Annotated in this window: 11 protein-coding genes; 5 read left to right on the top strand and 6 right to left on the bottom strand. The window is 68.6% G+C overall.

From position 1 onward, the window contains the following. Positions 1-40 precede the first annotated feature (40 nt). Complete coding sequence (locus KHY18_RS21875; protein WP_213304917.1) at positions 41-1249, top strand: MFS transporter; 1209 nt, start codon at positions 41-43, stop codon at positions 1247-1249. Here KHY18_RS21875 and KHY18_RS21870 read toward each other — a convergent pair whose 3' ends face one another. Beyond that, positions 1250-2152, bottom strand: a complete 903-nt coding sequence (locus tag KHY18_RS21870) for a LysR family transcriptional regulator (RefSeq protein WP_213304884.1) — start codon at positions 2150-2152, stop codon at positions 1250-1252. Positions 2153-2318: 166 nt separating this feature from the next. Here KHY18_RS21870 and KHY18_RS21865 point away from each other — a divergent pair, with 166 nt between their 5' ends. From KHY18_RS21865 to KHY18_RS21850, 4 genes are all read left to right on the top strand, one after another. Next, positions 2319-3038: a pirin family protein gene (locus KHY18_RS21865; protein WP_213304882.1), complete on the top strand. Its 720-nt coding sequence runs from the start codon at positions 2319-2321 to the stop codon at positions 3036-3038. A 42-nt stretch (positions 3039-3080) separates the two neighbouring features. Beyond that, a complete protein-coding gene (locus KHY18_RS21860) occupies positions 3081-3752 on the top strand; it encodes a hydrolase (protein ID WP_213304879.1) in 672 nt (223 codons plus the stop codon). Between the two features lie 72 nt (positions 3753-3824). Continuing rightward, complete coding sequence (locus KHY18_RS21855; protein WP_213304876.1) at positions 3825-5723, top strand: amidohydrolase; 1899 nt, start codon at positions 3825-3827, stop codon at positions 5721-5723. A gap of 2 nt (positions 5724-5725) precedes the next feature. Then, on the top strand, positions 5726-7312 hold the full coding sequence (locus tag KHY18_RS21850; RefSeq protein ID WP_213304873.1) for an MFS transporter: 1587 nt from the start codon (positions 5726-5728) through the stop codon (positions 7310-7312). A 36-nt stretch (positions 7313-7348) separates the two neighbouring features. Here KHY18_RS21850 and KHY18_RS21845 read toward each other — a convergent pair whose 3' ends face one another. From KHY18_RS21845 to KHY18_RS21825, 5 genes are all read right to left on the bottom strand, one after another. Then, positions 7349-8368: an MBL fold metallo-hydrolase gene (locus KHY18_RS21845; protein WP_213304870.1), complete on the bottom strand. Its 1020-nt coding sequence runs from the start codon at positions 8366-8368 to the stop codon at positions 7349-7351. Positions 8369-8415: 47 nt separating this feature from the next. Further along, positions 8416-9414: a Bug family tripartite tricarboxylate transporter substrate binding protein gene (locus KHY18_RS21840; protein WP_213304867.1), complete on the bottom strand. Its 999-nt coding sequence runs from the start codon at positions 9412-9414 to the stop codon at positions 8416-8418. A 19-nt stretch (positions 9415-9433) separates the two neighbouring features. After that, positions 9434-10366 (bottom strand): amidohydrolase family protein, encoded by a 933-nt coding sequence (locus tag KHY18_RS21835; protein ID WP_213304864.1) that lies wholly within the window; start codon positions 10364-10366, stop codon positions 9434-9436. 188 nt (positions 10367-10554) lie between these two features. Further along, positions 10555-11976: an efflux transporter outer membrane subunit gene (locus tag KHY18_RS21830; RefSeq protein ID WP_249729298.1), complete on the bottom strand. Its 1422-nt coding sequence runs from the start codon at positions 11974-11976 to the stop codon at positions 10555-10557. Positions 11977-11982: 6 nt separating this feature from the next. Then, a partial coding sequence (locus KHY18_RS21825) for an ABC transporter permease (protein ID WP_213304861.1) occupies positions 11983-13398 on the bottom strand: 1416 nt, incomplete at its 5' end.

The following is a 13398-nucleotide window of genomic DNA, read 5'->3' as shown; positions in this document are numbered from 1 at the left end:
TCTTCTTTCGGCCCCCGCCACCGATGTCCAGGAACACACCATGTCCGCCCCACCCGCTTCCAGTCCAGAAACAATACCTGCCGCTGCGACCGGCCTGCCGCTGTCGCTGACCCTGCTGCTCGCCAGCGGCGCCGGCCTCGCGGTCGCCGCGCTCTACTACAGCCAGCCCATGCTGGGCGTGCTGAGCGTGGACATGGGCGCCTCGACCCAATCCGTGGGCCTGCTGCCCACGCTGACCCAGCTGGGCTATGCGCTGGGCATCCTGTTTCTCGCGCCGCTGGGCGACAAGCACGACCGGCGCCGCATCATCCTGAGCAAGGCCGGCGTGCTGTGCGCCGCGCTGCTGCTCGCGGCGATCGCGCCGTCGCTGGCCACGCTGCTGGCCGCAAGCCTGGTCATCGGTCTGTCGGCCACGCTGGCCCAGGACATCGTTCCCGCGGCCGCGACGCTGGCGCCCGCGGCCCAGCGCGGCAAGGTCGTGGGCACGGTGATGACCGGCCTGCTGCTGGGCATTCTGCTGTCGCGCGTGGTCAGCGGCTTTGTCGCCGAGCAATGGGGCTGGCGCGCGATGTTCGGCGCCGCCGCCGTGAGCATCGCGCTGCTGGGCCTGGCCGCGTGGCGCCGCCTGCCGCGCTTTGCGGTGACCACGCAGCTGCCTTACATCGCGCTGCTGGCTTCACTGGGCGCGCTGTGGCGCGCACACCCCGCGCTGCGCCGCGCGACCTGGGCCCAGGCCTTGCTGTCGATAGGCTTCAGCGCGTTCTGGTCCACGCTGGCCGTGATGCTGCATGGCGCGCCTTTCCATCTGGGCGCGGCCGCCGCGGGCGCATTTGGCCTCGCAGGCGCCGCCGGTGCACTGGCCGCGCCGCTCGCCGGGCGCATCGCCGACAAGCACGGCCCCAGCCTGGTGACGCGCCTGGGCGCGGGCCTGGTGACGCTGTCGTTCGCGACCATGGCGCTGGCCGTCTTCATTCCACCGGGCGCGCAGCTGTGGCTGCTGGTCGCTGCCGCCATAGGCTTCGATCTGGGCATACAGGCGGCGCTGATCGCCCACCAGAGCATCATCTACAGCCTCGACGCCGCGGCGCGCAGCCGGCTCAATGCCGTGCTGTTCACGGGCATGTTCATAGGCATGGCCACGGGCTCGGCAGTCGCCGCGATGCTGTTCGCCCACTTCGGCTGGATGGCGGTGACGGCACTCGCCACCGCCACGGCACTCGCCGCGTTCGTGCTGCGCATGCGCCGCTGATCAGAACGGCAGGATGCCGGGCAACAGCGGGCGATCGAGCCGCTGGATCCACCACTTGAGCGCCTCGCCCATGCGCTCGGTGCTCCAGGCGAGCCAGAAGGTCTCGGGCGGGCGCGGCTGCTCCACCTGCAACTCGACCAGCACGCCCTGCTCCAGGTCGGCGCGCACGCAGGCGCGCGGCAGGTAGCCATGGCCCAGGCCCGCGGTCTGGGCCGCGATCTTGGCCTGCATGCTGGGCACGGTGATGCGCCGCTGGCCCATCAGCAGGCCCACGGTGCGGTCTGCCGATGAACGCGCGCCGTCGCCCACCACGATGGCCGTGTGCTCCAGCAGATCGTCGCGCACCAGCGGCCGCTGCAGCCGCGCCAGCGGGTGCGTGGGCGTGACGCAGAACGCGAACTCCAGGCTGCCCACGGCCACGGCCTTGTAGCCGCCGCCCGGCGGGCCTTCGCCCGCGGCAATGATCAGATCGGCCCGGCCTTCGCGCAGCGTTTCCCAGGTGCCGGTCAGCGCTTCGCTGCCTATGCGCAGGCGCGTGCCGCAGTTCATGTCTTCGAACGCGCAGATGTCGGGGTTGAACGCGCTGGTGGGAATCAGCGAGTCGTGCACCAGCCGTATCTCGGCCTCGAAACCCGTGGAAATCTGCCGCATGCGCGACTCGAGCTGGCGCGCCGCGGCCAGCAGCCAGCGCCCTTCCTTGAGCATCTCCTGGCCCGCGGGCGTGAGCGCCACGCGCGGGCCGTTGCGCACGAACAGCGCCAGCCCCAGCTGGTCTTCGAGCTTGGAGACGGCATAGGAGATCGTCGACGGCACCTTGTACAGCCGCTCGGCGGCGGCGGCGAACGAGCCATGGCGCGCAATGGCGTCGACGATTTCTATGGCTTCTAGTGACAGTTTGAGCACGGCGGAAACTCCTGAAATTCCATATTCGAAATTATCGATGATGAATCGCCAAAACCTTCAATCTACAGCCCACCCAAAAACGAGAAACTACATTCATCGCAGCAAGGAACGCAGCAAAAACACTGAAGACCTTGCATGAATTTAATCGAACGAAAGGGAACACATCATGATCGACATTCGCAAAGCTGACCACCGCGGCCGCGCCAACCATGGCTGGCTGCAATCGCGCCACACCTTCTCGTTCGGCAGCTACCGTGATGCCAACCAGCAAGGCTTCTCCGACCTGCTGGTCATCAACGACGACCGCGTCGCCGCCGCCCAGGGCTTCGGCACCCACGGCCACCGCGACATGGAAATCTTCTCCTATGTGCTCGAAGGCGAACTGGCGCACAAGGACTCGATGGGCACGGGCTCGGTGATCCGCCCCGGCGACGTGCAGATGATGAGCGCCGGCAGCGGCGTGCAGCACAGCGAGTTCAACCACTCGGCCGACGCACCGGTGCACTTCCTGCAGATCTGGATCGTGCCGAACGAACGCGGCGCCGAGCCCCGCTACCAGCAGGTGCACTTCGAGGAAGCCGAAAAGCGCGGCCGCCTGCGCCTGATCATCGCGCCCCAGGGCGAACAAGGTGCGCTGGCCGTGCGCCAGGACGCCCGGGTCTACGCCGGCCTGTTCAACGGCGACGAAGCCGCGACGCTCGATGTCGCCGCCAACCGCCATGTCTATGTGCATGTGGCCCAGGGCAGCGTCGAAGTCAACGGCGAACGCCTGGCCGAAGGCGACGGTGCACGCATCCGCAACGCCGGTTCGCTGCGCTTCGACAAGGGCGAGAACGCGGAAGTGCTGGTCTTCGACCTGCGCCCCAACGAGCTGCCCGGCATGTAAGCCCTGTTTTCAACGATTCAATCAATTTCTGGAGATTTCAAAATGACCAACGCCAACATCGCTCAACCCGTTGCCTTCGCCAAGCCCGGCGCCACGCTGCTCAACGCCAACGACCACACGCTGGTGATGATCGACTTCCAGTCGCAGATGGCCTTCGCCACGCATTCGATAGACGCCGTGACGCTGCGCAACAACGCGGCCCTGGTGTCCCATGCAGCAGCCGGCTTCGGCGTGTCGACCATCCTGACCACGGTCGCCGAGAAAAGCTTCAGCGGCCCGATGTTCGAGGAAGTGACCGCGCCCTTCCCCGGCCAGGCGCTGCTGGACCGCACGTCGATGAACACCTGGGAAGACGAGGCCGTGATCCGCCGCGTCAACGAGATCGCCAAGCCGCGCATCGTGCTGGCGGGCCTGTGGACCAGCGTCTGCATCGTCGGCCCCGCACTGTCGGCGCTGGACCAGGGCTTCGAGGTCTATGTGATCGCCGACGCCTGCGGCGATGTCTCGACCGAAGCCCACGAACGTGCGATGGACCGCATGGTGCAGGCCGGCGCCCGCCCCATCACCTCGCTGCAATACCTGCTCGAGCTGCAGCGCGACTGGGCCCGCACCGACTCCTATGACATGACGACCGGCATCGCCAAGAAGTTCGGCGGCGCCTACGGCATCGGCATCAACTACGCCAAGAGCATGTTCAACGCCCACGAAGGCTGAGGGCCGCGGCCCCGGGCGCTGATGCCGCGGGGCCTTCGATACGACGACCGCCCCGCACTTCAGGAGACTCCCATGCCCTCGCCCGCCGCAACCACCACGCCCGACCTCGTTCTTTTCAACGGCCGCTTCACCACGCTGGACCGCGCCAACCCCACGGCCCAGGCCGTGGCCATCGCCAATGGCCGCTTCGTCCATGTGGGCAGCAATGCCGAAGTGCTGGCGCTCGCGTCGGCGGGCACGCGCCGCATCGACCTGCAGGGCCGCAGCGCGCTGCCGGGCCTGATCGACAACCATCTGCACATCATTCGCGGCGGGCTCAACTTCAACATGGAACTGCGCTGGGACGGCGTGGGCAGCCTGGCCGACGCGATGGCGATGCTGCGCGCCCAGGTCGACATCACGCCCGCGCCGCAATGGGTGCGCGTGGTCGGCGGCTTCACCGAGCACCAGTTCGTCGAAAAGCGCCTGCCCACGCTCGAGGAACTCAACGCCGCCGCACCCGACACGCCGGTGTTCATCCTGCACCTCTACGACCGCGCGCTGCTCAACGGCGCCGCGCTGCGCGCCGTGGGCTATACCCGCGACACGCCAGCGCCTCACGGTGGTGAAATCCTGCGCGACAGCGCGGGCAATCCCACGGGACTGCTGCTGGCCAAGCCCAACGCGGCCATTCTTTACGCGACGCTGGCCCTGGGCCCCAAGCTGCCGCGCGAGTACCAGCTCAACTCCACGCGCCACTTCATGCGCGAACTCAACCGCCTGGGCGTGACCGGCGCGATCGACGCCGGCGGCGGCTTCCAGAACTATCCCGACGACTACGCGGTGATCGAGGAGCTGGCCGAAGCCGACCAGCTCACCATTCGCCTGGCCTACAACCTGTTCACGCAAAAGCCCAAGCAGGAAAAGGAAGACTTCCTGAACTGGACGGCCAACTCGCAATACAAGCAAGGCACGGATTATTTCCGCCACAACGGCGCGGGCGAAATGCTGGTGTTCTCGGCCGCCGATTTCGAGGACTTTCGCCAGCCGCGCCCCGAACTCGAAGCCGGCATGGAAGGCGAACTCGAGGAAGTGGTGCGCGTGCTCGCGCAGAACCGCTGGCCCTGGCGCATGCACGCGACCTATGACGAAACCATCAGCCGCGCGCTCGATGTATTCGAGAAGGTCAACAAGGACACTCCGCTCACGGGCCTGAACTGGTTCTTCGACCACGCCGAAACGATATCCGACCGATCCATCGAACGCGTCGCGGCGCTGGGCGGTGGCGTGGCCGTGCAGCACCGCATGGCCTACCAGGGCGAGTATTTCGTCGAACAATACGGCGCGCGCGCGGCCGAAGCCACGCCGCCCGTCAAGCGCATGCTGGAAATGGGCGTCAAGACTTCGGCCGGCACCGACGCCACCCGCGTCGCCAGCTACAACCCCTGGGTCTCGCTGTCGTGGCTGGTCACGGGCCGCACCGTGGGCGGCCTGCAGCTCACGCCCCAGCGCAACTGCCTGGACCGCGAACAGGCGCTGCGCATGTGGACCGAGAACGTCACCTGGTTCTCCAATGAAGAAGGCAAGAAGGGCCGCATCGAGGCGGGCCAGCTTGCCGACCTGGTCGTTCCCGACCGCGACTTCTTTGCCTGCCCCGAGTCCGACATTGCCGATACCTCGGCGCTGCTGACCATGGTCGGCGGCAAGGTGGTCTACGGCGCGGGCGATTTCGCGCGCTTCGATGAAGCCGCCCTGCCCCCGGCCATGCCCGACTGGTCGCCCGTGCGCCGCTTCGGCGGCTACGGTGCCTGGGGCGCGAAAGCCAGCGGCCCGCTGAAGAATCTCGCGCAACAGGCCGCTGCGGCCTGTGCCTGCGCAAGCCTGTGCAATGTGCACGGTCATGCACATGGCGGCTCCTGGAATGCGCAACTGCCCACGTCGGACGCCAAGAGTTTCTGGGGCGCGCTGGGCTGCGCCTGCTGGGCGGTGTGAACATGAGCAGTAACAACAACACTTCCAGCGCCGGCAGCTTTGCGGCGCTGCGCCAGCCGGTGTTCGCCGTGCTGTGGGCGGCCACCGTGCTGGGCAACACCGGCAGTTTCATGCGCGACGTTGCCAGTTCCTGGCTGGTGACCGACCTGTCGGCCAGCCCCACGGCCGTGGCGCTGATACAGACCGCGGCCACGCTGCCCATCTTCCTGCTGGCGATTCCCGCGGGCGTGCTGTCCGACATTCTGGACCGCAGGCGCTTTCTGATCTTCGTGCAGCTGGTGCTGGCCGCCGTGAGCGGCAGCCTGCTGCTGCTGTCGCACACCGGTGCGCTCACGGTGGAATACCTGATCGCTCTGACCTTCATCGGCGGCATTGGCGCGGCGCTGATGGGCCCGACCTGGCAGTCGATCGTTCCCGAGTTGGTGCCGCGCGAAGACCTCAAGGGCGCGGTGGCACTCAACTCGCTGGGCATCAACATCGCGCGCGCCATAGGCCCGGCCGCGGGCGGGCTGATCTTGGCGAGCTTTGGCGCGGCCGTGACCTATGGCCTGGACGTGCTCAGCTATGTGTTCGTGATCGCCGCGCTCGTCTGGTGGAAGCGCCCCAAGGCCACCGACACGGCGCTGTCGGAGAACTTTCTCGGCGCTTTCCGTGCGGGGCTGCGCTACACCTGGGCCAGCCAGGAACTGCACCGCGTGCTGCTGCGCGCCGCCGTGTTCTTCCTGTTCGCCAGCGCGGTCTGGGCCCTGCTGCCGCTGGTGGCGCGCCAGATGCTGGGCGGCACGGCGGGCTTCTATGGCGTGATGCTGGGCGCGGTCGGTGCCGGAGCGATTGCCGGTGCGCTGGTGATGCCGCGTCTGCGCCGCTGGCTGGATTCCGACGGCATGGTGCTGCTGGCCTCACTGGTCAGCGCCGGCGTGATGGCCGCGCTGGTGTTCGCTCCGCCCCAATGGCTGGCCGTCGTGCTGATGCTGCTGCTGGGCATGGGCTGGATCACGGCGCTGACCACGTTCAACAGCGTGGCCCAGGCCATACTGCCGAACTGGGTGCGCGGCCGCGGTCTTGCGGTTTACCTCACGGTGTTCAACGGCGCGCTGGCCGCGGGCAGCCTGGGCTGGGGCCTGCTGGCACGCTCGTTCGGCTTGCCGATGGCGCTGGCCGCCAGCGCCACCGGCCTGGTGATCGTCGCCCTGCTGTTCCACCGCGCCCGGCTGCCGTCGGGTGAAGCCGATCTTCAAGCTTCGAACCACTGGCCCGAACCACTGCTGTCCGAGCCCGTGGCGCACGACCGCGGCCCGGTGATGGTGCAGATCACCTATACCGTGCGCGCCGAAGACCGGCCCGCGTTCCGCGCCGCCATCCACCGCCTGTCGCACGAACGGTTGCGCGACGGCGCCTATGCCTGGGGCGTGATGGAACACAGCGCCGACGCCGAGCAGGTGATGGAATGGTTCCTGGTCGCCTCCTGGGCCGAGCATCTGCGCCAGCACCACCGCGTGTCAAAGGCCGATGCCGATCTGCAGGGCGAAGTGCTGCAGTTCCACCGCGGCGACGGCAAGCCCCGGGTGCATCACTTCCTGTCGCTTTGAGCACAAAGCCGGGCCCGCCGCGGCCCGGCCTGTGCCTCAGGGCATCAGCGCAAACCGGTCGCGCTGGGCCAGCGCGCATTCGTTCATCACGGTCAGCGTGCGCTCGACGGTAGGCTGGCCGATCACAAACGGATTGGCCGGCGCGCCTGCATCCTTGCGCAGTTTGGCCAGCTTGGCCTGCGAGCCATCCATGCGCGAATGGTTCGACAGCATCACATCGACACCCTGGCTGCGCGCAATGCCGGCCATGCGCTGCGCGGAAGCGCTGTAGGCTTCGAGCCGCGGAATATCCTTGCCGAAGTTGAAGCCCGTGCCGCCCCACAGCAGCGCGCGGTGCTTCTTGCCCTGCCAGTCGACATCGAACACCGGCGCCAGCGTGCCCCAGGTGTGGCCGGGAATCACATACAGCGTGACCGTGGTGCCGCCCAGCGTCACGCGGTCGCCGTCCTTGACCGAAATGTCGCGCTTGGGCGGCGCGCCCCAGATGGGCGTGGCGAACTCGAGCCGCGTTTCCATCATCGTCCAGTCGAGATCGCTCATCACCACGCGCGCGCCATACTTCTGCGCCAGATAGGGCGCCCCGCCGTAGTGATCGCCATGGCCGTGCGAGACGATGATGTAGCGAATGCGCGCCGGCTCCAGCCCCTGCTTGCGCAGCCCGCCCTCGATCAGCGCAGCCGCCTCCATCTGGGTATTGAGCGCATCGATAAGAATGATGCCTTCGGGCGTGTCGATGGCCCAGGCGCTGGACCAGTCGCCGCCGACGAAATAGAGATGGTCGAAAGCCCGGCCCGGCGGCGGCGCGGGCTTGTTGATCAGCGCGCGCAGGCCCTTGTCCATATCTTCCTGCGCCGCGCGCGTCGCCGGCGCGGGCTTGCAAAGCGTCAGCACCTCGCCCAGATCGGTGCCCGCGGCCTGCGTCGCGGCCTGCACATGCGCGGCGATGCTGGCCTCGGACGGCGCTGCCGCCTGGCGCGCCGGGCCGGCGCAGCCCCAGAGACCGGCGACACCGGCCAGCATGCACAGGCCGACAAGGCGTTGTGGATGAGAATTCATGAAGCTTGTCTCCCTGGTTTTATCGAATCGATGGTTCAGACCCGCGCTCAATCGGCCTTGATGCCGCCCTTGCGAATGACTTCGGCCCATTTGGCGGAGTCGGATTTCTGCAGCGCGCCCAGTTGACCGGGCGTGCCGCCCACCAGCGTAACACCCAGCTTCTCGCCCAGGGCCACCAGATCGGCGTGCTGCAGCGCCGTGTTGATCTCGCGGTTGAGGCGCGAGATGACCGGCGCGGGCGTGCCGGCCGGCGCGAACACCGCCTGCCACTGCTCGACCACGAAATCTTTCATGCCGGCTTCGCCCATGGTGGGCACATTGGGCAAGGCCTTGAGGCGCGCGGCCGACGTGACGGCCAGCGCCCGCAGGCGGCCCGACTGGATGTGCTGCAGCGCGGCCGCGGCCGGAGCGAACATGAAGTTCACCTGCTCGCCCAAGGTGTCCTGCAGCGCGGGCGTGTCGCCCTTGTAGGGCACGTGAATGAATTGCGCGCCCGTCTGCTGCTTGAGCAGCTCGCCCTGCATCTGCAGGATGGTGCCGCTGCCGCCCGAGGCGAAAGCCAGCTTGCCCGGCTGCGCCTTGGCCGCGGCCAGCAGCTCGGCCAGGTTCTTGAACGGCTGGTTGGCGCCCACCACCAGGATGTGCGCAATGGTGCCTATGATGGCCACGGGCGCGAAGCCCTTGATCGCGTCGTAGGGCAGCTTGCCCATCAGATGCGGAGCGATGGCCTGCGGTCCGATGGACGTGCCCAGCAGCGTGAAGCCGTCGGGCGCGGCCTTGGCCACGTAGGCCGCGCCTATGGTGCCGGTCGCGCCCGCGCGGTTGTCGACGATGACATTGGTGCCCAGCGCGCCGCCGAGCTTTTGCGCCAGCGCACGACCCAGCACATCGGTGCTGCCGCCGGCGGGGTAAGGCACGACCCAGTTGATGATGCGGCCCGATGGCCACTCGCCCTGGGCCCAGCTGCCGCCCGCGGCCAGCAACGCGCAGGTGCCCAGCAACAGGCTGCGGCGAATGGAAGATGAAGCGGTGCGAACAGATGTCATTTTTGTCTCCTTGGAAAACTCAGTGCGAAGGGGGAAAGCCGTAAAGCCGTGCGGGGTTGTCGACCAGCACCTGCCGCAGCAGCGCGTCGTCGGCAGTCCAGTGCGCCAGCCGGTCGAGCTGGCGCGCGTCGTCGGGCATGGGCTGCACGCCGGCCGACGCCGTCGCATGCGGCCAGTCGCTGCCCCATACCACCTGCCGTGGCGCGGCGGCAAGAAAGCTGCGCGCCAGCGCGTCCAGCGCCGGGTCGTCGGTCGACTTGCTGGGGCTCACGATGTAGCCGCCCGACAACTTGATCCACGCCCGCCCGGCCCTGAGCATCTGCAGCACAACGCCATGCGCGGCATGCGTGCCCGCATCGGCGGGCGCCAGCCGCGCGAAGTGATCGAAAACAATGGGCACGGGCAGGCGCGCCAGCAGTTCTGCCTGGACGCACAGCGCATCCGGCGCCATCAGCAGTTGCAGATGCCAGCCCAGCGGCGCGATGCGTTCGGCCAGCGGCGCCAGCATGTCGGCGCGGGTGCCCACGCCCAGCGACAGATTCAGCCGCACGCCGCGCACGCCCTGCGCGTGCATCCGCGCCAGCGCGGCAGCGCTTTCGCTGCCCTCGATCACGGCCACGCCGCGCGCATCGTCGCCCAGGGCCTGCAGCGCCTGCAGCATGGGCCGGTTGTCGGTGCCGTAGGTGGAGGGAGTCACGACCACGGCGCGGCGCAGCCCCGTGCGCCGCTGCAGCTGCCGGTAGTCCCGCACCGACGCATCGGGCGGCAACAGGCGCGCGCCCGGCACCGCCGCAAAACGCTGGTCGTAGAAATGGATGTGGGAATCGCAGGCGCCCTCGGGCAGCCTTACGCAAGGCGGCTGTGCGCCGGCGGAAAAAGGTACGGCCCCAGCGCGCGCCGCGCCGCCATGCGGCGGCGCCAACGGGCTGGCCGTGACATGCGAACTGAACATAGATCTTGTCTCCGAGGCCGGCGTCTTGGCGCCAGCCAGGAGCGAACTCTAGGGTTCAGTTTCGTTGCGTACAACCAGGGGCCGGAGGACGCAACCTGTTGTGCACAGCGAAACGCGGTGCATGCTCAAAGCCGAATGAGCATTCTTGCGGCCAGGCACCAGACGCGTCGCGGCAGCGCCCGCTCCCGCTATGGCACCGCGGCCAGCCCAACGGCAGGCACGCCGCCGCCCAGCACGCGATACAACGTGGCCAGCGCGTTGAGCTGATCGAGCCGGTTTTCCTGCAGCGCCAGCTCGGCGCTGCGGCGGCGCTCCTGGGCGTCGAGCCACAGGCGCAGCGCCGACGAGCCCGTGCGGTAGCGCACTTCGTACAGGCGCTCGGCTTCGCGCGCCGCGGCCAGTTGCAGTTCCAGCTGCTGCGCCTGCGCGGCATATTGCGTGCGCGCCGACAGCGCGTTCTCTACATCGGCCAGAGCGGTGTAAAGCGTCTGGCGGAAGCTGGTCACCGCTTCGGCGTACTGCGCGCGCGCCAGTTCGTCAGACAGCTGCATTTCGCGCGCGCGCAGGAACGGCAGGGTCAGCCCGGCGCCCAGCGCCGCGACGGGGTTCGACAGCAAATTCAGCAGCGCGCTGCTCGAGGTTCCCAGCTCGCCGGTCAGCGTGAGCGCGGGATAGTAGCTGGCGCGCGTCGCGTCGCCGCTGGCCAGCACATTGCGCAGCCGGGCTTCGGCCGCGCGCAGGTCGGGCCGGCGCGCCAGCAGCTCGGCCGGCACGCCCGCGGCCACGGGCGGCAGCGCGGTTTCGGGCAGTCGCTCGGGCACCTGGGGCAACAGCTGCGCCAGCGTCGCATCGCCGGGCGGCGCATCGACCAATATGGCGATCGCATTGCGCGTCTGCACGCGCTGCTGCTCCAGCAGCGCCAGCGCGGCGCGCTGGCTGGCGACGGTCTGCTCGGCTTCGCGCAGCTCCAGCGCCGAGACCGCGCCCACCGCGTACTGCACGCGCACCAGCTCCTGCGTGCGCAGCGCATAGGTCAGGCTGTCCTGGCCGCTGGCCAGGCGCTGCTGCACATAGGCGAGCTGCCAGTACAGGCCCGCGGCCGTTCCGGCCAGGGCCTGGGCCGCGGCTTCGAGGTCTTGCTGCGAGGCGCGCGCCGACCATTCGGCGGCATCGCGCGTGCGCGCCACGCGCCCCCACAGATCGACTTCGTAGCTCGCCGACAGCGCAGCACCGCTGCTGCGCGCCGTGGCATTGCCATCGCCTTCGAGGCGGCGCGACGCATTGCTGCTCAGACGCCCGGCGACCGTGGGCGCGAGCGAAGTCGCGGCAATGCCGGCCTGCAGCTGCGCCTGGCGCACGCGCCAGGCCGCGGCCCCGAGGTCGTTGCTGCGCGCGAGCGCCGACTCGACCAGCTGGTCCAGCGCGGGATCGTTGAACTGGCGCCACCAGCGGTCGGGCAGTTGCGCGGCCGGCGTCGATGCCGCCTGCTGCTGCCAGCCGGCGGGCACGACGACCTGCGGCGTCTGGTAATCGGAGCGCGTGCCGGCGCAGCCCGCGAGCAGCAGGGCCAGCACCAGGGGTGCCATTGCGTGAATTCGGTTCTGGGTCATCGCTTGTCACTCACGCGCCAGCGCGTCTATGGGGTTGAGGCGGGCCGCGCTGCGCGCCGGCAGGAAACCGAACACCACGCCGATCAGCGTGGAACAGGCGAAGGCCCAGACCATGGAGCTGGTCGAGAACGCCAGCGGCACGGCCGGCACGAAACTGACGATCAGCGCGCCCAGGCCCACGGCGATGCCAATGCCCAGCGCGCCGCCGATCAGGCAGACCAGCACCGCCTCGATCAGGAACTGCTGCTGGATGTCGCCCTGGCGCGCGCCCACGGCCATGCGCACGCCGATCTCGCGCGTGCGCTCGGTCACCGACACCAGCATGATGTTCATCACGCCAATGCCGCCGACCATCAGCGAGATCACGGCGATCGACGCGACCAGCAGCGTCAGCGTCTTGGTGGTGTTCTCTATGGTCTGGCGAATGCTGTCGGTGTTGAGCACATAGAAATCCTCGCGGCCGTGGCGCGTCTTGAGCAGCTGGTTGATGCCCTGCTCGGCAGCGGCCATGGGCGCGGTGTCGGACACGCGCACGGTGATGCTGCGCAGGTAGTTCTGCCCCACGATGCGGCCCATGGCCGTGGTGTAGGGCACCCAGACATTGAGCGCCTCGGAGTTGCCGAACGCGTTCTCGCTCTTGGCGACCACGCCGATCACGCGCACCGGCACGCTGCCCAGCAGCAGCACTTCGCCCACGGGATTGGCCAGGTTGGGGAACAGCTTGGCGCGCGTGTTGTCGTCGATCACCGCGACCTGCTGCAACTCCTGCACCGCCGTGTGCTCGAAGGGCACGCCCTGCGCGAACTTCACGCCCTTGACGCGAAAGTACTGCTCGCCCACGCCGTTGACCGTGCCCGTGAGCTCCACATTGCGCCAGCGAAAGCGCGTCGCCGTGCTGAGATTGGGTGTGACGCTGTCGACATAGGGCTGGGCCGCGAGCGCGTCGGCGTCGCTGGGCACCAGCGTGCGCACCGCGGCCGCGCGCACATCGCCGAAGCCCGCGCCCGAGAACACTTCGATGGTGTTGGTGCCTATGGCGCTGATGTCTTCGAGCACCTTTTTCTGCGCGCCCGCGCCCAGCGCCACCACCGACACCACCGACGCAATGCCGATGATGATGCCCAGCATCGTCAGGAAAGTGCGCAGCCGGTGGGCATTCATGGCCAGCAACGCCATGTGGAAAGCTTCGCGAAAGCGGTCGCCAAACGCCGACACGCGCGCCGCCAGCCCCGTGGGCGCGGCCGTGGAAAAATCCTTGGCACGCGCGGCCGGCGCGCCCGGCGCCGGCGTGGCCTCGCGGCGCGTGTCGCCGACGATCACGCCGTCGCGGATCTCGATCACGCGCTCGGCGTGCGCGGCCACGCCCATGTCGTGCGTGACGATGATGACCGTATGGCCTTCGGCATGCAGCTCCTCGAGGAT

It is taken from the genome of Acidovorax sp. CCYZU-2555 (assembly GCF_018413525.1).
Taxonomy (GTDB): domain Bacteria; phylum Pseudomonadota; class Gammaproteobacteria; order Burkholderiales; family Burkholderiaceae_C; genus Comamonas.
This window is presented reverse-complemented; position numbering and strand designations above follow the sequence as displayed.